Raw genomic sequence first — 21387 nt, forward strand, 5'->3', positions numbered from 1 at the left:
GCTGACCCCAACCAGCCTGCTCCTGGCCGACTGTTGAGCGCTGCACTAACAATGGCCGAAAATCACCCCTCTCCCCGGGCCTTCAGCACCGCCTTGTTGACCGCCCACAGCGCGATACCGATGGCGATCAGGACGCCCGCCCGGATGTAGACCTCCGCGGGGCGGTCCGCCAGCGGGCTCGCGAGGACCAGGGCGGTGACCGCACCCAGGACGGGCAGCACCGTCGGCGTACGGAAGTGCTCGTGCTCGACGGGGTCGCGGCGCAGCACCAGGACCGCCACGTTGACCACCGCGAAGACGCACAGGAGCAGGAACGCCGTCGTGTCGCCGAGCCCCTCGATCTCACCGGTCGACACCAGGCCGATGGCGAGCAGGGAGACGAAGACGATGCCGACGACCGGGGTGCGGCGCTTGGCGAGGACACGGCCCATGGCGCGCGGCAGGATGCGTTCGTTGGCCATGCCGTAACAGAGCCGCGAGGCCATCATGATGTTGATGAGGGCCGAGTTGGTGACCGCGAACAGGGCGATCAGGGCGAAGAGTTTGTGCGGGAAGTCGACGCCGCCGGCCTTCACCACCTCGAGCAGCGGACCGCTCGAACCCTCCAGGGTCTTGTAGTCGACGAGGAGGGACGAGACCAGCGCCACCAGGACGTAGATGGTGCCGGTCACCGCGACGCCGATGAAGATGGCGCGCGGGAAGGTGCGGACGGGGTCCTTCGTCTCCTCGGCCATGTTCACCGAGTCCTCGAAGCCGACGAAGGCGAAGAAGCCGAGCGCGGTCGCTCCCAGCACGCCTGTCATGAGGGCATACGCGGTGCCGCCCCCCGCCTCGAACTCGGTGAGGCGCGAGGGCTCGCCGTCCCCGGTCAGCACGGCATACACGCCGATGGCGAGGATGATCGCGAGGCCGGTCAGCTCGACGAGGGTGAGCACCACGTTCGTCTTGACCGACTCCGAGACGCCCCGCAGGTTCAGCGCGGCGAGCAGCACGATGAAGGTGATGGCGATCAGGGTGGGCGGCAGCGCGTCGCCGGTCAGCTCGCCCAGATAGTCCCCGCTGAAGGCGCGGGCCGCCGCGCTCGCGGACGACAGCCCCGAGCACATCACCATGAAGGCGATGATGAAGGTGAGGAACGGGGTCTTGAACGCTTTCTGCGTGTAGAGCGCGGCACCGGCCGCCTTCGGGTACTTGCCGACCAGTTCGACGTACGAAGCAGCCGTCAGGATCGCCACGACGAACCCGATCGCGAACGGCAGCCACAGCGCGCCGCCGACCTTCCCGGCGACCTTGCCGGTGGTGGCGTAGATCCCCGTGCCGAGGATGTCGCCGATCACGAAGAGGATCAGCAGCTTGGGGCCGATGGCACGGTGCAGCGCCGGCTCTTCGGCCGGTGGTGGTGCGGCGGCGGACGTGTCCGATGTCGTCACAGGAGCCTCCCCCGGGGTTCGGGACTGGATCGGGACTGAGGGTCTGCCCGTGATCCAGATCACTAAGCCCAACTTGAGCAACCTCAGAGACTTCCCCTTCCCCTTACGGGGCCGCTGCCGAAGGTGCGGTCAGGGGCGCGGGGAACTGCGCGCCCAGCCCCAGCGAGCCCGCACCGGCGAACGGCCCAGGCCCCGCAGACGCGTCTGCCCGGGCGGCGCCTCGTGCGGGTGCGGCCCGCCGTGGGTTGCTCGCGCAGTTCCCCGCGCCCCTCAGGGCGCGGGCACCCGGCGACGGGGTCGCGGTGAAGGGGGGCCTTGCCGAAGGTCCCGCCAGGGGCGCGGGGAACTGCGCGACCAGCCACCACGGGCCCGCAGCAGCGAACGGTCCAAGCCCTGCAGACGCGTCTGCCCCCGGGTGCGGGCTAGAGCTGACGCAGCGCGTCGCGCTCCGCGCTGCCCCCCGCCTCCGCCACGATCTCGTCCAGAGTCTGAGGCTCCCGTACGACCGCGAAGCGCACCTCGCCGGTGCGCGACGGATCCGCGGAGAAACCCCAAACAGCGGGCCGGGCAAGGCTGTTGTACGAGTAGTGCTGCGCGAAGTAGTACGCCCCGGTGTCCAGCGCCGCCACATAATCCCCCGCTTCGAGCAGCGGCAGCGGCCGGTTCTCCGCGAGCAGGTCCCCCGCGAAGCAGGCCGGCCCCGCCACGTCCTGCCCGACGGCGGGACCGCTCTTGGGCCGCCCCTTCGGGTCGTACGCGGCGATCCGCAGCGGCCACGACGCGGGCGCGTACACGGTCCGGGTCGCCACCTGCACGCCCGCGTGCGTCACGGCGATGGGCCGCCCGCCCGCCCGCTTCGCGTACTCGACGCGGGCGAGCACCGTCCCGTGCTTGGCGAGCAGCGAGCGGCCGAACTCGGTGACGATGCCGTACCGCCCGTCGAGCAGCCCCGGCACCCGTGCCTTGAGGCGGCGCGCGTACTGCGCGTGGGTCGGCGTCTCGTCGTCGGAGCCGAAGTTGACGGGCAGGCCGCCGCCGATGTCGATCGTGTCGATCTGCCGCCGCCCGGCGCGTTCGTTGATCTCCTCGGCCAGTTCGTACGTCGCCGCGACGCCCCGCACCATCATCTCCAGGGGCATGCCCTGCGACCCGGAGTGCGCGTGCAGGCGGGTCAGCCACGGCCGGTCGAGGCAGGCCCGGACCACCCACTCCCTGGCGCCCTCGTCGAGCAGCGGCACCCCGAACTTGGAGGTGGCCGTCGCCGTCGAGAGAGCGCCGATCGCGCCGCCGCCGATCTGCGGGTTCACGCGGATGCCGACGGGCGAGCCGGTCGCGGCCGACTGCATCAGGGCGTCGACGCGGGCCAGCTCCTGCGGGTTGTCCGCGTTCACGGCGATGCCGAGCGCCAGCGCCTCGCGCAGCTCGGCCGGGGTCTTGGCGGGCGAGTCGAGGACGGTGTCGGCGGGCGGTATCCCGGCGGCCCGTGCGAGGGCCAGCTCGCCGGGGGAGGCCACCTCGGCGCCGATCCCCGCCGAACGCAGCAGCCGGAGGACCGGCACGAGCGGGGTCGCCTTCACCGCGAAGGCGTGCAGGACGGGGGTGCCGGGCGGGGTGACGGCGTCGAAGGCGGCGCGCAGGGCGGCGGCGCTCGCACGGATGCCGACGACGTCGAGCAGGCCGACGACGGGGGCGGCGGAGCCGACGACGCCCCGCTCGACGGCGGCGAGGACGGCCTGGTCGCGGCGGGCAGCGACATCGGCACCGGCACCGGCGACACCGGCACCGGCGCCGGCAGCGGTGTGGAGGACCTGGGTCTCCTGTGTCTCGTCCCGTGCCTGCTGGTCGTCGTCCTCGTCGTGAGCCATGTGATCCAGCCAATCATCCGTGGGCGCGACCCCGCTGGCGTACTCGCGCATTCGTTCGCTATTGACTAGCCCTATTCAGAACCCCAGGATGTGAATAACAAGGTCACAGCAGCAAGGTCACAGCGTCAAGCTCACAGCGTCGAGCTCACAGCTTCGAGGAGGCATCGCCATGTCAGGACCCCGCCCCGTACGGGCACCGCGCGGTACGGAACTGAGCGCCCTGGGATGGCAGCAGGAAGCCGCCCTCCGCATGCTGCAGAACAATCTCGACCCCGAGGTCGCCGAGCACCCCGACAAGCTCGTCGTCTACGGCGGCACCGGCAAGGCGGCCCGCGACTGGCGCTCCTTCGACGCGATGGTGCGCACGCTCAAGACCCTGAAGCAGGACGAGACGATGCTCGTCCAGTCCGGCCGCCCCGTCGGCGTCATGCAGACCCACGAGTGGGCGCCGCGCGTCCTGATCGCCAACTCCAACCTGGTGGGCGACTGGGCGAACTGGGAGGAGTTCCGCCGCCTGGAGCAGCTCGGCCTCACCATGTACGGCCAGATGACCGCGGGCTCCTGGATCTACATCGGCACGCAGGGCATCCTCCAGGGCACCTACGAGACCTTCGCCGCCGTCGCCGCCAAGAAGTTCAACGGCACCCTCGCGGGGACCATCACCCTCACCGCGGGCCTCGGCGGCATGGGCGGCGCCCAGCCGCTCGCCGTCACCATGAACGACGGCGTCGCGATCTGTATCGACGTCGACCCGCGCGCCATCGAGCGCCGCATCGAGCACAAGTACCTGGACGTGAAGGCCGACTCGCTGGAGCACGCGCTCCAGCTGGCCGTCGAGGCGCGGGACGCCCGCCGCCCGCTCTCCATCGGTCTCCTCGGCAACGCCGCCGACCTGGTCCCGCGCATGCTCGCCGAGTCCGCGCCCATCGACATCGTGACCGACCAGACGTCGGCCCACGACCCGCTCTCGTACCTGCCGAGCGGCGTCGCCTTCGACGACATGCAGGCGTACGCCACGAAGGACCCGGCGGGCTTCACCACCCGTGCCCGTGAGTCCATGGCCAGGCACGTCGAGGCGATGGTCGGCTTCATGGACGCGGGCGCCGAGGTCTTCGACTACGGCAACTCGATCCGCGGCGAGGCTCAACTCGCGGGCTACGACCGCGCCTTCGCCTTCCCCGGCTTCGTGCCCGCCTACATCCGCCCGCTCTTCTGCGAGGGCAAGGGCCCGTTCCGCTGGGCGGCGCTCTCCGGCGAGGCCTCCGACATCCACAAGACGGACAAGGCGATCCTCGATCTCTTCCCGGAGAACGAGTCGCTGCACCGCTGGATCAGGATGGCGGGGGAGCGCGTCCACTTCCAGGGCCTCCCGGCGCGCATCTGCTGGCTCGGTCAGGGCGAGCGCGACAAGGCCGGCGACATGTTCAACGACATGGTCGGCAACGGCACCCTCGCCGCGCCCCTCGCGATCGGCCGCGACCACCTCGACTGCGGTTCCGTCGCCTCCCCGTACCGCGAGACGGAGGCCATGCTCGACGGCTCCGACGCGATCGCCGACTGGCCCCTCCTGAACGCCATGGTGAACGTCGCGTCCGGCGCCTCCTGGGTCTCCCTCCACCACGGCGGCGGCGTCGGCATGGGCCGCTCCATCCACGCGGGCCAGGTCTCGGTCGCCGACGGCACGAAGCTGGCCGGCGAGAAGATCCGCCGGGTGCTCACCAACGACCCCGGGATGGGCGTCATCCGGCATGTGGACGCCGGGTACGACATCGCGGAGCGCGTGGCGGACGAGCGGGGCGTGCGGGTTCCCATGCGGGAGGGGGAGTGAGTAATTCAGCCCCTCCGGCGATCGAGGAGCGGGGTCCGGGGCGGAGCCCCGTGTCCTTCCAGGAAATGTGGCGGGACCTGAGTTCCATCGGCCGCGACGCCGGCTCGGGCGGCTACCGCCGCTACGCCTGGACTGCGGCCGACTCCGACTGCCGCGCCTGGTTCAAGGCGCAGGCCGACACCCGGGGCCTCACCTACGAACTGGACCGCAACGGCAACCAGTGGGCCTGGCTCGGCGACCCCGCGGCCGGTGACGCCGTCGTCACCGGCTCCCACCTGGACTCCGTCCCGGACGGCGGCGCCTTCGACGGCCCCCTCGGCGTCGTCTCCTCCTTCGCGGCCCTAGACGAACTGCGCGAGCGGGGAGCCGAGTTCACCAAGCCCCTCGCCATCGTCAACTTCGGCGACGAGGAAGGCGCCCGCTTCGGCCTGGCCTGCGTGGGGTCGAGGCTCACCGCGGGACAGCTCACCGTCGAGGCGGCGCACAAGCTCCGCGACGGCGACGGCGTATCGCTGCCGCAGGCGATGGAGGCGGCCGGTTACGACCCGTACGCCATCGGCCCCGACCCCGAACGCCTCGCCCGCATCGGCGCGTTCGTGGAGCTGCACGTCGAGCAGGGCCGCGCCCTCGACCTGTCCGGCGACCCCGTCGGCATCGCGAGCGCCATCTGGCCGCACGGCCGCTGGCGCTTCGACTTCCGCGGCGAGGCCAACCACGCGGGCACCACCCGCCTCGTCGACCGCCGCGACCCGATGCTGTCCTACGCGGAGACGGTCCTCGCCGCCCGCCGCGAGGCCGAACTGGCGGGCGCGGTCGCCACCTTCGGCAAGATCTCCGTCGAGCCGAACGGCGTCAACGCCATCCCGTCCCTGGTCCGCGGCTGGCTCGACTCCCGCGCCGCCGACCAGGCCACCCTCGACACCGTCGTCACGGGCATCGAGAAGGCGGCCCGCGAGTACGCGGACCGGCACGGCATCGACCTCGACGTCGTCCGCGAGTCCTTCACACCGGTCATCGAGTTCGAGGACGCGCTCCGCGACGAGCTGGGCGCGATCCTCGGCGCCCGCGCGGAGCGCCCGCTCCCCGTCCTCGGCACGGGCGCGGGACACGACGCGGGTATTTTGTCCGGCTCGATCCCCACCGCCATGCTGTTCGTGCGGAACCCCACGGGCGTCTCGCACTCCCCGGCGGAACACGCCGCCGAGGACGACTGCCTGGCCGGGGTGACCGCACTGGCCGACGTACTGGAAGGGCTGGCCTGCGCATGACGACGTACTGGCTGGAGCACGCCTGGCTCGGCACCCATGTCGAGCCGGGCGTCGCGGTCGACGTGGCGGACGACCGGATCACGGACGTCCGCAAGGGCGTCGACGCACCCCCGCCCGGCGCGACGGTGCTGCGCGGCCTGACGCTCCCCGGCCTGGCCAACGCCCACTCGCACGCCTTCCACCGCGCGCTGCGCGGCACGGTGCAGGTCGGCTCCGGCACATTCTGGACGTGGCGGGAGGTCATGTACGGGGTGGCGGACCGGCTGACGCCGGAGACGTACCACGCACTGGCCCGCGCGGTCTACGCGGAGATGGCGCTCGCGGGCATCACGACCGTGGGGGAGTTCCACTACCTCCACCACGCACCCGGCGGCACCCCGTACGCGGACCCGAACGCGATGGGCGAGGCGCTCATCCAGGCCGCCGCCGACGCGGGCGTCCGCATCACGCTCCTCGACACGGCGTACGTGGCGTCAGGACTCCTCGACGCGCGGCGCGGCAAGCCCCCCAACCGCCACCAGCTCCGCTTCTCCGACGGTACGACGGAGGCCTGGGCGGAGCGCGTCTCGTCCCTCAAGGACCGCCCGCACGCCCGGATCGGCGCGGCGATCCACTCCGTACGGGCGGTCCCGGCACAGCAGCTGGGCACGGTGGCGGACTGGGCGGCGGCCCGTCAGGCGCCGCTCCACGTCCACCTCTCCGAGCAGACCGCGGAGAACGACGCGTGCCAGGAGGTGCACGGCTGCACGCCCACGCAGCTCCTCTCCGACCACGGCGTCCTCGGCCCCCGCACCACGGGCGTCCACAACACGCACCTCACGGAGGAGGACATCGGGCTGCTCGGCGGCACGACGACGGGCACCTGCATGTGCCCGACGACGGAACGCGACCTGGCGGACGGCATCGGCCCCGCCCTCCACCTCCAGCGGGCGGGCAGCCCCCTCTCCCTGGGCAGCGACAGCCACGCCGTCATCGACATCCTCGAAGAAGCCCGCGCCATGGAGCTGGACGAACGCCTCCGCTCGCACACGCGCGGCCACTGGACGGCGGCGGCGCTGCTGCGCGCGGCGACGGCCGACGGGCACGCGGCGCTCGGCTGGCCGGACGCGGGCGTCATCGAGCGCGGGGCGCTCGCCGACCTCACGACGATCGCCCTCGACTCGGTCCGCACGGCGGGCCCGGTGCCACGCCTGGCCGCCGAGACGGCGGTGTTCGCCGCGACGGCGGCGGACGTCCGCCACACGGTCGCCGCGGGCCGCCACGTGGTCCGCGACGGCACTCACACGGCGGTCCCCGACGTCGCGTCGGCCCTGACGGAGGCGATCGCGGCGCTGCGGGACTGACACGCTGCCCTGATCCCGCCAGTCTCAGCCCCTCCCCCTCCCGGAGACCCTGATGCCCACCACCCTCATCACCAACATCGCCGGCCTCGTCACGAACGACCCCGCCCAGGGGGACGGCAGCCCCCTCGGCCTCCTGACGGACGCGGCCGTCGTCCTGGACGGCGAGACCGTCGCCTGGGTGGGCCCGGCGGCCAAGGCCCCGGCGGCGGACGAGATCCACGACGCGAAGCACCGCGCCGCGATCCCCGGCTTCGTCGACTCCCACTCCCATCTCGTCTTCGCGGGCGACCGCACCCAGGAGTTCAACGCCCGCATGTCGGGCCGCGCGTACTCGGCGGGCGGCATCCGCACGACGGTGGCCGCGACCCGGGCCGCGACGGACGCCGCACTCGAGGCGAACCTCACCCACTACCTCCGCGAGGCCCTCCGCCAGGGCACGACCACCTTCGAGACGAAGTCGGGCTACGGCCTGAACACGGAGGACGAGGCCCGCGCCCTGCGCATCGCGGCGAAGCACACCGAGGAGGTCACGTTCCTCGGCGCGCACATCGTCTCCCCGGACTACGCCGAGGACCCGGCGGCGTACGTGGACCTCGTGACCGGCGAGATGCTGGACGCCTGCGCCCCGCACGCCCGCTGGATCGACGTGTTCTGCGAGAAGGGCGCCTTCGACGGCGACCAGGCCCGCGCCATCCTGACGGCGGGCAAGGCGAAGGGCCTGCACCCCCGCATCCACGCGAACCAGCTCTCGTACGGCCCCGGCGTGCAGCTGGCCGTCGAGCTGGACGCGGCGAGCGCCGACCACTGCACGCACCTCACCGACGCCGACGTCGACGCCCTCGCGAACAGCGACACGGTCGCCACGCTGCTCCCCGGCGCGGAGTTCTCCACCCGCGCCGAGTGGCCCGACGCCCGCCGCCTCCTGGACGCGGGCGCGACGGTCGCCCTCTCCACGGACTGCAACCCGGGCTCGTCCTTCACGTCCTCGGTCCCGTTCTGCATCGCCCTCGCCGTACGGGACATGGGCATGACCCCGGACGAGGCGGTCTGGTCCGCCACGGCGGGCGGCGCGGCGGCCCTGCGCCGCACGGACATCGGCGTCATCCGCGAGGGCGCCCGCGCGGACCTGGCCCTCCTCGACGCCCCGAGCCACGTCCACCTGGCGTACCGGCCGGGGGTGCCGCTGGTCGCCGAGGTGTGGCAGCGGGGCAGCCGAGTTACAGCGGATGGGTGATTCCCCGCTGACGGCCTCTCTCGTTGAGCGATGTGCCGGAGCGTTCCGCTCCGGCACGCGAAGACGCGAGAAAACCCGAGAAGTGGAGAGATCTGTGCGTCGAATGAGCATGGCCATCGCCCTGGCCGTGGCCGCCGGCGGGCTCGGCCTGTCGGCCGCGACCGCCCAGGCCGCCCCCGCCGCCCCTGTTCAGGGACCTCCTTTCCCCTACGCGGACTGCCTCAAGGCGACCGCCGACAAGGGTGAGAGCCCGGCGCAGGGCAAGTGGCACTGTGACCAGCTGGTCCGCAAGGGCTGGGTCAAGCCGCCGAACCGCTGAGCACCGCTGATCCCTGCTGATCACCTTGCCGGGGGGCCACCTTCGCGGGCGGCCCCCCAGAAGGCGAGGTTGTGCTCCCGGTAGTAGTCGACGGGCCCGATCCGGTGCGGCGCCAGTGACTGTGTGTACGGCGTGTGTGGGGTGTAGGGCCGCCAGGCGGGCAGGCCACCGGCACCCGGCGTGCCGGTGCGGGCGAACGCCGCCCAGTAATCGCTCATCGTGGCCGACAGGCGCCGCTGCGCCGGGGTGAATTGCGGCTCGGCCGTCTCGTCCTCGAACAGGTACGGGATGTCGCCCGCGTGGAAGGCACCGAAGTCGAAGTCGCCGGGCAGCGGCAGGAACATCGGTGCGTCGCGGTCGGCGAACTCGTAGGCGTACACAGGGACATGCCGGGCCAGCGCCTCGTGCTGGGCCCGCGTGCCGCGCGCCCACATGCGGTCGGTGATCACGGTGGCCCACGCCAGCGCGGGGGAGGGGAACGCGGCCGTGGGGTACTCGGCCCGCACCCGACGCGCGGGCTCCCTGCCGAACGCGGTGCGCAGCGCCCGCCCGTAGTCGGCCTCCGTGAACTTCCTGCCCACCGCGTCGTACGTCATCCCGACGAACGTCCGGTGCTCGTCGAGCGTCGCGCCCGACAGGACGGGCACGCGGTGGAAACGCCCGGCGCTCAGGGCCTTCGGGGGCAGCTCGGGCAGGGTGGCGTTGCCGTATCCGAACGCCTGGAAGGCGTTCATGATGTGCGGCACCTTGAGGATCGTCTTCACGGGCAGGGCGCGCAGACAGGCGAGCGTGCGCTGCGGGCGGCGGTCCCGGCAGCCGAGGGTCGAGGTCATCTCCGTGGTGATGTCCTCCATCTCGCGGCCCGCCCGCCACACGTACCACGGATAGCCCGGCACACCGGGGCCCATCGCACCGGCCGGCATGTCCATCACGGCCTCGCCGCTCGCCATGACGGCCCGGTGGAAGAGGCCCTTGGAGGCGGGTGACGTCAGGTGTCCGGCCACGGCGGACGCGCCGAACGACACACCGGCCAAGGTGACGTTCCCCGGGTCGCCGCCGAAGGCCCGCGCGTTGTTCCGTACCCAGGTGAGGGCGGCACGCTGGTCCTGGAGGCCGAAGGTGCCCGACCCCCGCAGACCCGGCAGAGCGAGACCGCCGAAGACGCCGAGCCGGTAGTTGACGGTGACGACCACCAGGCCGCGCTGTGCCAGCCGGCGTCCGTCGAAGAAGCCGCCCCCGCCCACGGAGCCGTCTCCGTGGATCCACACGAGGACGGGCGCGGGCCGCCGCGGGTGCCGGTCCGCGGCCGGCGGCGTCGTGACGTTCAGGACCAGGCAGTCCTCCTCGGTGCTGGAGATCTGCGCGTACGCCGACGGCACCTGCGGGCACAGCGGCCCGGGCTTCGTGGCGTCCCTGACCCCCTTCCACGGCCGTACGGGGCGGGGCGGCGCCCAGCGGTGGCGCCCCTTGGGGGCGCCCGCGTAGGGGATGCCCCGGAAGACGCGGTGCGCGCCCGCCCGGGCGCCGCGGACGAGACCGGCGTCGGTGCGCACAGTGTCGCCGGCGAGCGGGGGCTCGTGGGCGCCGGAGCCAGGATTCGCCGTGGAGGTGAGCGGGGCGGACAGCAGCGCGGTGAACGTCAGGGCGGTGGCCGTCAGCGCGACGGCCGCCCGGCGGGGAGTTCTGCGATGGATCACGACGGAAGCCTTCCTCGTGGGTGCCCGTCCCGGCGCGCGGACGCACCGAGGACGACCTGAACGAGGCACGGGCCCGGTCGGACGGGCCCGCGCCACTGCCACGGGGCAGGCGCGTGATCGCGTCTGGCGGCCGCGCGATCCCATCACGCGCCCTACGGGTACGACGATCCTCCGCACCGGGCGGGGGGCCGAGACCCGAGGAGCCTGACATGGCACCCACCGCACCCGAATTCGGTCCTGACATCGACCCGTACGCGCCCTACGAACCGCAGCGCGACTGCGACCCCGAGGCCAAGCCCGGCCTGGTCGGCTTCCGCGACCTGGTGCTCGCCGCCTACCCCGGTACGACCAACATGGGGATCAGCAGGGCCTGCGGCAGCGGAGGCCAGAGCGAGCACAAGGAGGGACGGGCCTGGGACTGGGGCGTGAACGTGCAGGGCCAGGAACACCTGGCCGACGACCTCATCAACTGGCTGCACGCCACGGACCGGCACGGCAACCCGCACGCCCTCGCCCGCCGCTTCGGCATCATGTACATGATCTGGAACCGGCGCATCTGGATGGCCAACCGCCCGGACGCCGGCTGGCAGCCGTACCGGGGCGCCAACCCGCACACCAACCACATCCACTTCAGCTTCTCGTGGGCCGGCGCCCGCAAGGAGACGAGCTGGTGGAAGGGTCCGGTGGCACCGGACCGGCGGCAGCGGCTCGCGGTGGGGATGTCGGCGGACGGCCGTGTGGAGGTGTTCCACGCGGCGGTCGACCAGATCTACCACACGTATCAGCACGAGCCGGGCGGGACGTGGTCGGGCTGGCGGGCGTTCGGCGGCCCCGCGTCGGCGGCCCTGGCGCTGACGGCGTCACCGGACGGCAGGCTGGAGCTGTTCGCCATGAACGGTGACACGTTCATGCACCGCTACCAGGCGAAGGTGTCGGCGGAATGGGCCGACTGGTACGCGTTCGGCGGCGGCGGGGACCACCTGGCCGTGTCCAAGAACCACGACGGCCGCCTGGAGGTGTTCGCCTCCAACGCCGACGGCGTCCACCACCGTTGGCACAACACCCCGGGTGGGACGTGGCACGACTGGCGGCCGTTGGGTGGTCCGGCGGGTGCGCGTCTCGCGGCGGCTCCGGCGTCCGACGGCCGGATCGAGGTGTTCGCGATGAACGACGACATCTTCCGGCACACGTGCCAGACCGACCTGACGGGGACGTGGCGGGAGTGGGTCGATTTCGGCCTGGGGGGTGAGCATCTGGCGGTGGCGAAGAACCGCGACGGGCGGTTGGAGGTCTTCGCGACCAACGACTCAGGGGTACACCACCGTTGGCAGAACATCCCGGCCGGTGACTGGCACGACTGGCAGCCCTTGGGCGGCCCGGTGAGCGCACGCCTCGCGGCGGTGGAGTCGCACGACGAGCGGATCGAGGTGTTCGCGATGAACGACGACGTCCTGCAGCACAACTACCAGGTCGATGCTTCGGGGGCGTGGCGCACCTGGCAGGACTTCGGCGGTGGGGGTTACTTCATCCGGGCGCTGCGTAACCGGGACGGGCGGCTGGAGATCTTCGCCAACAACCCCGGCGGCGTCCATCACCGTTGGCAGCACCAGCCCGGCAGCACCTGGCTCGACTGGCAGCCGCTGTGACGCCCTCACCCAAGCCCCATCGGCCTCGCACAGAGCCTCGCACAGACAGGAACACTCCCATGGCACCCTGCCGCGTACCTCCGGACCGAGACCTGGACGTCACGAAGACGGTGTACACCGTCGGGCGCGACCTCGGCGTCTCCGACAAAGTGATGCTGGCCGGCTTCGAAGCCGGCTGGGTCGAGTCCCACATGAACAACCTCGACTGCGGTGACCGCGACTCCCTCGGCGTCTTCCAGCAGCGCCCGAGCCAGGGCTGGGGCACACCGCAACAGATCATGCACGTGCCGTACGCCGCCGAGCAGTTCTTCACGCGGGCGATCCGCGTCGAGCAGCAGCACCCGAACCTGACGGCCGGGCAGACGGCCCAGAGAGTGCAGCGTTCCGCGTTCCCCGACCGGTACGACCAGGCCGAGGGCAAGGCCCGCGCGCTGCTCGACGAAGCGAAGGAGGCGGTCGGCCCGGGAAAGCCGGACCGGCGGCAGCGGCTCGCGGTGGGGATGTCGGCGGACGGCCGTGTGGAGGTGTTCCACGCGGCGGTCGACCAGATCTACCACACGTATCAGCACGAGCCGGGTGGTGCGTGGTCGGGCTGGCAGGCGTTCGGCGGCCCGGCGTCGGCGACGGTCGCGCTGGCGGCGTCGCCGGACGGGCGCCTGGAGCTGTTCGCCATGAACGGTGACACGTTCATGCACCGGTATCAGGCGAAGGTGTCGGGGGAGTGGGCCGACTGGTACGCGTTCGGCGGCGGCGGGGACCACCTGGCGGTCGGGCGCAATCATGACGGCAGGCTGGAAGTCTTCGCCTCCAACTCCGGTGGTGTGCATCACCGTTGGCACAACACGCCGGGTGGGACGTGGCACGACTGGCGGCCGTTGGGTGGTCCGGCGGGTGCGCGGCTCGCGGCGGCTCCGGCGTCGGACGGGCGGATCGAGGTGTTCGCCATGAATGACGACATCTTCCGGCACACGTGTCAGACGGATCTGGCGGGGACGTGGCGGGAGTGGGTCGACTTCGGTCTGGGCGGTGAGCATCTGGCGGTGGCGAAGAACCGCGACGGGCGGTTGGAGGTCTTCGCGACCAACTCGGCCGGAGTGCACCACCGTTGGCAGAACGTGCCGGCCGGTGACTGGCATGACTGGCAGCCGCTGGGTGGTCCGGTGAGCGCGCGCCTCGCGGTGGTGGAGTCGCATGACGAGCGGATCGAGGTGTTCGCGATGAACGACGACGTCCTGCAGCACAACTACCAGGTCGACGCTTCGGGGGCGTGGCGTACCTGGCAGGACTTCGGCGGTGGGGGTTACTTCATCCGGGCGCTGCGTAATCGGGACGGGCGGCTGGAGATCTTCGCCAACAACCCCGGTGGCGTACATCACCGTTGGCAGCACCAGCCCGGCAGCACCTGGCTCGACTGGCAGCCGCTGTGACCCTGCCTTCGCAGATCCGGGCGGGGGGGGGGGGGCCCCGGGGGGGGGGGGGGCGGGGGGGCCCCCCCCCCCCCCGGGGCGCGGGGGGCCCGCCGCGCGCCCCCCCCGGGCCCGCCGCCCCCCGGGGCCCCGGGGGGGGGCGCCCCCCCCCACGGCCGGTCACAGCTTCCAGCGGAGGTCCCGGTCGGGGGTGTAGCGGCACATCGTCCCGGTGGAGAGGGCGCGGCGCAGGTGGGCCGCGAGGTCGGGGTGCCGCTGGTCCAGCTTGCGCAAGGTGTCACGGATGCGGCCGGTGACGTTCTTGCGGGCGCGCTCGCGCGAGTCGCCCAGGCGGCGCGGGCGGCCTCCGAGGCCCGCGTAGCGCCGGAGCTCCTCCAGGAGGTCGGCGCGCTCCTGGTCGTAGGCGGCCGCACGCTGCTCGTCGCCCTGCTCGACCGCCCGGTCGATCTCCTCCTCCAGGCGCTCCAGATGACGTCGGTAGCGGGTGCGGGCCTCGTCGTCGAGCACGTCGTCGGCCCCCATGCCGTGCACGGTGGCGACCGTGTCGTCGTCCGGGTTCAGCAGCCGGACGGCCGCGATGTCCTGGCCGGGCAGGCTCAGCAGGCAGTGCAGGTCGCGCAGGCCCTTCGCGTCGGGCATGTGGACGGTGCGGCCCTCGTACGTCAGCCGCCACACCTCGCCGATGCGCCGGAACTCGTACGCGGCGGGGGTGTCGTGCGGGCCGGGAGGAACGGCGTCCGCATGACCGGCATCGGCCGCACGACCGGCGTCCGCACGACCGGCGTCCGCACGACCGGCGTCCGCATGGCCGGCGTCCGCATGGCCGGCGTCCGCATGGCCGCCGCCCAAGTGCTCGACGCGGGCGAGCAGATGCGTCATGCCGAGCTCGTGCGCCTGTGACTCCGCCTCGCCGAGCAGACCGGCCACATACCGCTCGTCGTGGGCGCCCTGCGCCGCGAGCGCGGCCGCCAGTTCGAGGCGGGACCGCAGCGACCAGGGCAGGGCGTGCAAGCGGTCGGCGGACCGGCACGCCTCGGTGAGATGGCGTACGGCCGGGTCCCAGCGCTGCCGCGCGGCGTCGAGGATGCCCAGCCAGAGCGTGGCCGGGCCGCTGATGTCCCACCCGAAGAGCGAGACCAGCCACTGGCCGGTGTACGGGACGAGCGCGGCGTGGGCGTTGTCGCACCACGCCGGGTCGCCCGACGCGGCGGCCGCCTGCGCCTGGTAGCGCAGCCACAGCGGGGTGACGCTGCGGTGGAGCACCGTGTCGCCGCCGGCGCCCGCGCCGGGGCGGGGGACGGGCACGCCCCCGCACTCGCCGGCTTCCAGTTCGGCGAGGGCCTCGACGAGGTCGACGTACGGATGCTGCTGGGCCCGCAGCGTGTCGAGGAGCTGTCGCGCCTCGGTGAACCTGCCGCGCAGGACGAGGAGGCTCCAGCGGTGGTGGGAGACGAAGTAGTGGTAGTAGTTGGCGCCCGGGGTGCTCATCGACTCCGAGGCTTCGAGGAGCTCGGTCGCCTCGGCGAACCTGCCGGTCAGGGCGTGGACGATGCTGTGGTCGATCACGGAGTGCAGCCGCAGTCGGGCCGAGCCGTCGGCGGCGCCCAGCGCCACCATGGCGTGGAAGTCCGCCATGAAGCGCGGGTCGCCCGCCTCCAGTGCGGCGACCCAGCGCATGGACATCGCCACGTGCTCCGTCCACCGGTCGCCACGGCGCCGGGACACCGCAACGAGCTCGTCCGCCAGGGCCCGCCGGTCGCCCACCGTCCGCGGACCCCACTCCGACTGGAGCCGTGCCCAGAGCCCGATGTGCAACGTGTCGTCGTCGCCCGCCGCGCGGGCCCCGTCGATCACGCCGGCCGCCACGTGCCGGGCCAGGGAGGACTGGGACAGGGTCGGTCCGCCGTCGTCGCCCGCCGTCGCCGGTTCCCCGGCGGCGGCGCGCTGTTGTTCGTAGGCCCACCGCAGGGCGCGCGGCTTCAGCAGCGCGGTGTCGCCACGGCCGTCGGAGCCGTACAGAGTCAGCGCCGTCCACCCCATCAGCAGGGGATCGTCCAGGCCCCGCGCCAGGGTGGCGGCGTCGGCGTACACACGCCAGGACCGCTCGTGCTCGCCGAGCATCTGGAGCGCCGTCCCGAAGTGGAGGCCGAGGAGTACCCGGCGTGCGGGGGCCGCGTCCCCGAGGCGGTCGAGGGCGCGTTCGTAGTGCCCGGCCGCTTCCTCGTGCGCCATGCGGTTCTCCGCGTGCCGCGCGGCGGACAGCAGGAGGTCCACGGCCTCGTCGCGGCCCAGCTCCTCGAAGGCGAGATGGGCGTGGCGGGCCAGCTCCACCGGGAGGGTCACGTCCTGCTCGTCCGTGCTGCTCCGCAGCGCACGGACGGCGGCCGCGTGCAGTCGGCGTACGCGCCGGGTGTCCAGGCCGCCGTACAGGGTCTCGCGCACGAGGTCGTGCTCGAAGAGCACGCTCTGGGCGGACCCCTCCCTGGAGGACTCGTACGCCACGAGCCGCGCGTCCGCCGCCTGGTCCAGCCACCGGCGCACCTCTTCGGGCGAGGCGCCCATGACGCTCGCCAGCGTGTCGGTGCGGAACCGCCGCCCGAGCACGGACGCGGCCCCCAGACAGTCGGCGACGGCGCCGTCCAGCAGGTGCAGCCGCTGCCGGAGGGAGGCGTGCAGGCCCGGAGACATCCCGCTCACCTCGTGACCGCCGGCCCACAGGCGCGCTGTCTCCTGTACGAAGAAGGGGTTGCCGCCCGTCCGGTGCAGCACGTCGGCGACGAGCTTGCCGTCCGGTGCGCTGCCCGCCGTACGGTGCATCAGTTCGGCGACGTCGTCGGCGCCGAGTCCCGTGAGCGTGAGCGTCGTCGCCCGGGCGGTCAGTGACCGGAGCCGGTCGCGCAGGGAGTGGTCAGGCCGCTCGACCTCCACGAGCCTGCACGTGGCCACGATCAACACCCGCTCCAGCGACACGTGCTGGGCCGCGAACTCCAGGAGGGCGACCGACGCCGGGTCGGCCCAGTGCACGTCCTCGAGGACCACCAGGACGGGCTGGTGCTGCGCCGCGGTGACCAGCATGGTCGTGACCGCGTCGAACAGCTCGAACCTGCCCGACTCCTCCGCCCCGCCGCCCCCGCCGTCAAGCAGCACCTGCCACACCACACCGGCAGCCTCCGACGCGGCCTCCCACGCCTCGGCCCGCAGAGACCTGCGCAGACCGCGTATGACCTGCGTCCAGGGCCAGTACCCCGGCGTGCCGTCGGCGCCCCAGCACGACCCGCGCAGCACGGCCATGCCCGCGCGCCGCGCCTCGTGCACCGCGCAACCGGTGAGAGCCGTCTTGCCGATCCCCGCCTCACCGGTGACCAACAGCAGCCCGCCACGCCCCCCACGGGCCCGCTCCAACTCGGCCCGCACCGCCCGCAGGAACTCCCCCCGCCCGAGCAGCCCCTGCCCGCCTCCATCCTCCTCCGGCCCCACGCCCACGACCGCCCCCGCCCCCGCAACGTCCCCATCCGGCGACAGCCGTTGTCTCTCGCACCGAAAAGCGTAGGGCGTGTTCGAAAACCGGATCAACTCGACCAAAGGGGTGAAGAGCCGGATCACTCTCACAGGTAGTCGTGGTGGTCAACTGTCGTCCCCTTCGGTGGGCCTGCGTCTTTGATGGTGGCCGGGGCCGCCCGGTTTTTTGCGGAGTGTGGCGGCTCCGGGCCGGCAGTAAAGGGCGCTCCGCTGCGCTGCGCGTCGGCTGCGCCGATTCCGCTTCGCTCCACCCTTGACTCCCGCCCCTCCACCGCACGTTGACTTCGACCCGGACGGCCAGGGGTGGGGCCGACGGGGACTGTCTGTGGGGTCATCCCCTTTCGCTGCCGGGTGCGGACCGGCCCAACGTGGGTGCCTGTCACGGTCGGGGCGCGGCCCTCGGCTTCGCCGCTCGGGTCATCGGCTCTCGCGGCCGGGTGCGGACCGGCCCAACGTGGGCGCGCGCCACGGTGAGGGCTCGGTCAGCCGCCCCGGCTTCGCCGCTCGGCGGCACCTACTTTGGGAAAGTTGCGAATGTGTGTGCCGCGCGCCCCCCTTCGCGACCAAGGCGCCCCCGGCACGCAGACCCGCCGCGTCGGATTCCCGCGCCGGACGGGCGTAAGAAACAGGCGCGCGGGGTGCGGCAGGGGGCGCGCGCCGACCTGATTCGCAACTTTCCCAAAGTAGGTCCCCGACCGGCACGGCCACACGAGAGGACGCGAGAACATGCGGAAGACCGAGCCCCGACCACGCCCCGCACCCGCGATGGACCGGTCCGCGCCCGGTGGCGAAAGGTGATGACCGAGCGGAGAGGCCGCGCGGCTGGCCGAGCCCTCACCGTGGCGTCTGCCCACGATGGGCCGGTCCGCACGCGGCAGCGAGAGCCGATGGCCCGAGCGGCGAAGCCGGGGGCCGAGCCCCGACGGTGACGTCGACACACGTTGGGCCGGTCCGCACCCGGCGATGAAAGGGGATGACCCGACAGACAGTCCCCGTCGGCCCCACCCCTGGCCGTCCGGGTCAAGGTCAACGTGCGGTGGAGGGGCGGGAGTCAAGGGTGGAGCGAAGCGGAATCGGCGCAGCCGACGCGACCGCAGGGAGCGCCCTTTACGGCCGGCCTGGAACCGCCACACTCCGCAAAAAACCGGGCGGCCCCGGCGACCATCAACGTCTCCTTCGGGGGGGTGCGGGGCGACAGGGGGCCCGGTGGCCTCCCTGTCAGGCCAGCAGCTCGCCCTTGGCCACGGCGCCGACGAAGGGCGCCCACGCGGCCGCCGGCACGACGAGCACGGGGCCGTCCGTGACCTTGGAGTCCCGGACGGGGACGACACCGGGGAGCCCGTCGACGACCTCGACGCAGTCGCCGCCGGAGCCGTTGCTGTAAGGGCTCTTCCGCCAGCGGGCGGCGCCGGGGAAGTGTTCGGCTATCTCGACGCACTCTCCGCCGGTGCCGTTGCTGTGTGTGCTCTTGCGCCACACGGCGCTGGTCAAGTCAACCTCGTAGCATGCCATTTCGGTAATCCTTAGCCGCATCCTCGATCATGGCGAGGGACGCCTCCGGCGGCAGTGCGGCGGCCCTGAGCAGATCGTACGACCCTCGGTACTGCTTCACGAGCGGTGGGTAATCGATGAGTTGACCGCTGTGCAGACTTTCGGTGTACACCACCGGAGGTGCATCCGCGAAGGTCATGGCCCTGGTCATGCCCATCATGAACGGATGGGCAGCAGTGGTTTCCGGAACGATCTGCAGAACGGCGCGGGTCCTCTGGACCGTCTCCGCGATGTGCTCCAGCAGTTCCGCCATCTCCTCCGGTGGAAGGACCCTGCGGCGGATCACCGATTCGTCCAGGATGGCCCACAGCTCTGGGGGCTTGTCCCGCTCGAAGAGATTGGCCCTGCCCATCCGTGCGTCCACCTTCTCCTCGACCTCGTCGACTGCCGCCCTGGGCATCGCCGCCCGTACGATCGCTCGCGCGTACACCCTCGTCTGCAACAAACCGGGGACGATCATCGGAGCCCAGTCCTCAATGGACTCCGCGAACTTCTCCATCTCCGCGACGTCCGCGAAGTACTCCGCGTGGCCGCCCTGCCGGGCCTTGCGCGCATCTTCACAGCGGCGTTGGAAAAAGCCGTCAGTGTTCAGCTTCCCGTCGACGTGCTGGGCCAGATCCAGCGGCATGCGTCGCTCTCCGCGCTCGATCTGGCTGAGGAAGGACACTCCTCGGTAACTGCCCTCGGCCAGCCCTTCGAGAGTGAGGCCCGCCTCCTCCCTCTTGAAGCGCAACTCGGCGCCATAGAAAGCCGGGACGCTCGCCGACGCGTCGGGATCCTTACGAGGAGGCACAACCCGCCACCGCCATTCGCCACTTGCCCTGCGCAACCCAAACCCCTGTCACGCTACGCCGCCCAACGTCACTGTGTGACCAACTCGTCACAGAGCGCACGGAAGGTGCCCCCCATGCAAGACCCAGACTTCGTACTGTCCCTGCTCGCCATCCCCAAAGCAGTCCCCGAACTCCGCCGCACCCTGAGCGAGTCCCCCTACGGCCCGCACCCCGACCTGCAGCTCTGCGCCAGCGAGTTGCTCAGCAACGTGATCCTGCACCTCGGCGAGGGGACGCCCGTGAAGGTGAGAGTCACCGGCGGCGCCGGACGGATCCGCCTGGCCGTCACCGATCCTGACCCGCGAGCCTGGCCACTGTTGCGCCGCGCGGGCCGGGACGACGAGACGGGACGCGGCCTCGCCCTGTTGGACGCCGTCTCGCTGCGGTGGGGCGTGGAACAGGGGGCCGACAGCAAGACGGTCTGGTGCGAGCTGGGGGAGCCGTAGGTGCTGCGGCAGCTCGCGCACCGGCTCCTGGCCCGACTGCTGCCCGGTACGGGTGCGCGCCGGGCACCCGCAACGGCGGAAGCGGCGCCGCAGCCGAGTCCGGGCCCGCGCAGCCCATGAGGCCGCCGGGCCGGCCGTCGTGCACGGCATGCCGCTCCCCGCGTGAGGGCGGACCACCTCCGGAGGGGGTGAAACCGTGCGGCATCCTGGCCGTATGAAGACCATCGGGCTCATCGGCGGCATGAGCTGGGAATCCAGTGCCGAGTACTACCGGCTGCTCAACGAGCTCGTGCGGGAGCGGCTCGGGGGGCTGCACTCCGCGCGTTGCGTGCTGTACTCCGTCGACTTCGCGGAGATCGAGCGGCTGCAGGTGGTGGGGGAGTGGGAGCGGGCGGGGGACGTGCTCGCCGCCGCCGGCAAGGGAGTCGAGGCCGCCGGGGCCGACCTCGTCCTCATCTGCACCAACACCATGCACAAGGTCGCCGACCAGGTGGGGGACGCGCTCTCCGTGCCGCTCCTGCACCTCGGGGACGCCACCGCCGAGGCCGTTCTGCGTGCGGGGGTGCGCCGCGTGGGGCTGCTCGGGACCGCGTTCACCATGGAACAGGACTTCTACCGGGAGCGGTTGGCGAGCCATGGGCTGGACGTGCTCGTGCCGGACGCGGCGGGGCGGGCCGTCGTGCACCGCGTGATCTACGAGGAGCTGTGCCTCGGCGTCGTACGGGAGGAGTCCCGGGCCGCCTACCAGGAGGTCATCGCGGGCCTCGTGCGCGAGGGAGCCGAGGGCGTGATCCTCGGCTGCACGGAGATCGAGTTGCTCATCAAGGACGAGCACAGTCCGGTGCCGGTGTTTCCCACCACCCGGCTGCACGCGGAGGCCGCGGTCGCCGCCGCGTTGGACACGCGCGCGTGACCGGACGCGCGCGCGTGACCGGAACGGCAGTGGGGCCCGTCCCCCTTCAAGGGGCGGGCCCCACAGGG

At 72.4% G+C, this 21387-nt stretch carries 15 protein-coding genes; 9 read left to right on the top strand and 6 right to left on the bottom strand.

Annotated elements, in window-relative coordinates:
- Positions 1 to 62: 62 nt before the first annotated feature.
- Entirely contained in the window at positions 63 to 1430 is a 1368-nt protein-coding gene (locus ACH4D5_RS18915; RefSeq protein ID WP_398303587.1) for an APC family permease, read from the bottom strand.
- A 422-nt stretch (positions 1431 to 1852) separates the two neighbouring features.
- The gene (locus ACH4D5_RS18920) at positions 1853 to 3295 is read right to left on the bottom strand and encodes a diaminopimelate decarboxylase (protein ID WP_398303589.1); all 1443 of its coding nucleotides are present in this window, start codon (positions 3293 to 3295) and stop codon (positions 1853 to 1855) included.
- 169 nt (positions 3296 to 3464) lie between these two features.
- Here ACH4D5_RS18920 and hutU point away from each other — a divergent pair, with 169 nt between their 5' ends.
- The 5 genes from hutU to ACH4D5_RS18945 all read left to right on the top strand — a co-directional run bounded on the left by hutU (position 3465) and on the right by ACH4D5_RS18945 (position 9287).
- Complete coding sequence (gene hutU / locus ACH4D5_RS18925) at positions 3465 to 5123, top strand: urocanate hydratase (RefSeq protein WP_398303591.1); 1659 nt, start codon at positions 3465 to 3467, stop codon at positions 5121 to 5123.
- Positions 5124 to 5188: 65 nt separating this feature from the next.
- Positions 5189 to 6391, top strand: coding sequence for an allantoate amidohydrolase (locus ACH4D5_RS18930; RefSeq protein ID WP_398303773.1), 1203 nt, complete (start codon positions 5189 to 5191; stop codon positions 6389 to 6391).
- Positions 6388 to 7734, top strand: a complete 1347-nt coding sequence (locus ACH4D5_RS18935) for a formimidoylglutamate deiminase (RefSeq protein WP_398303593.1) — start codon at positions 6388 to 6390, stop codon at positions 7732 to 7734. Before ACH4D5_RS18930 ends, ACH4D5_RS18935 begins: the two co-directional genes overlap by 4 nt.
- Positions 7735 to 7786: 52 nt before the next feature.
- Positions 7787 to 8968 carry an imidazolonepropionase gene (gene hutI, locus ACH4D5_RS18940; RefSeq protein ID WP_398303595.1) on the top strand — a complete coding sequence of 394 codons (1182 nt, stop codon included), beginning with the start codon at positions 7787 to 7789 and terminating at the stop codon, positions 8966 to 8968.
- Between the two features lie 103 nt (positions 8969 to 9071).
- On the top strand, positions 9072 to 9287 hold the full coding sequence (locus ACH4D5_RS18945; RefSeq protein WP_398303775.1) for a hypothetical protein: 216 nt from the start codon (positions 9072 to 9074) through the stop codon (positions 9285 to 9287).
- Between the two features lie 20 nt (positions 9288 to 9307).
- Here ACH4D5_RS18945 and ACH4D5_RS18950 read toward each other — a convergent pair whose 3' ends face one another.
- Positions 9308 to 10984, bottom strand: a complete 1677-nt coding sequence (locus ACH4D5_RS18950; protein WP_398303597.1) for a carboxylesterase/lipase family protein — start codon at positions 10982 to 10984, stop codon at positions 9308 to 9310.
- 209 nt (positions 10985 to 11193) lie between these two features.
- Here ACH4D5_RS18950 and ACH4D5_RS18955 point away from each other — a divergent pair, with 209 nt between their 5' ends.
- Entirely contained in the window at positions 11194 to 12630 is a 1437-nt protein-coding gene (locus ACH4D5_RS18955; protein ID WP_398303598.1) for a hypothetical protein, read from the top strand.
- A 59-nt stretch (positions 12631 to 12689) separates the two neighbouring features.
- A complete protein-coding gene (locus ACH4D5_RS18960) occupies positions 12690 to 14057 on the top strand; it encodes a peptidase M23 (protein ID WP_398303600.1) in 1368 nt (455 codons plus the stop codon).
- 159 nt (positions 14058 to 14216) lie between these two features.
- Here the strand turns inward: ACH4D5_RS18960 and ACH4D5_RS18965 are convergent, their stop codons facing one another.
- The 3 genes from ACH4D5_RS18965 to ACH4D5_RS18975 all read right to left on the bottom strand — a co-directional run bounded on the left by ACH4D5_RS18965 (position 14217) and on the right by ACH4D5_RS18975 (position 19920).
- A complete protein-coding gene (locus ACH4D5_RS18965; protein ID WP_398303602.1) occupies positions 14217 to 17540 on the bottom strand; it encodes an ATP-binding protein in 3324 nt (1107 codons plus the stop codon).
- 1254 nt (positions 17541 to 18794) lie between these two features.
- Positions 18795 to 19088: a DUF397 domain-containing protein gene (locus ACH4D5_RS18970; protein WP_398303604.1), complete on the bottom strand. Its 294-nt coding sequence runs from the start codon at positions 19086 to 19088 to the stop codon at positions 18795 to 18797.
- On the bottom strand, positions 19069 to 19920 hold the full coding sequence (locus ACH4D5_RS18975) for a helix-turn-helix domain-containing protein (RefSeq protein WP_398303606.1): 852 nt from the start codon (positions 19918 to 19920) through the stop codon (positions 19069 to 19071). The genes ACH4D5_RS18970 and ACH4D5_RS18975 overlap by 20 nt, the downstream gene beginning before the upstream one ends.
- Positions 19921 to 20034: 114 nt before the next feature.
- Between ACH4D5_RS18975 and ACH4D5_RS18980 the strand changes: the two genes are divergently transcribed.
- The gene (locus ACH4D5_RS18980) at positions 20035 to 20406 is read left to right on the top strand and encodes an ATP-binding protein (protein WP_398303608.1); all 372 of its coding nucleotides are present in this window, start codon (positions 20035 to 20037) and stop codon (positions 20404 to 20406) included.
- Positions 20407 to 20620: 214 nt separating this feature from the next.
- A complete protein-coding gene (locus ACH4D5_RS18985) occupies positions 20621 to 21319 on the top strand; it encodes an aspartate/glutamate racemase family protein (protein ID WP_398303610.1) in 699 nt (232 codons plus the stop codon).
- The last annotated feature ends 68 nt before the right edge of the window (positions 21320 to 21387 follow it).

Origin of the sequence: Streptomyces sp. NPDC018029, from assembly GCF_044327655.1 — a bacterium.
Lineage (GTDB): Bacteria > Actinomycetota > Actinomycetes > Streptomycetales > Streptomycetaceae > Streptomyces.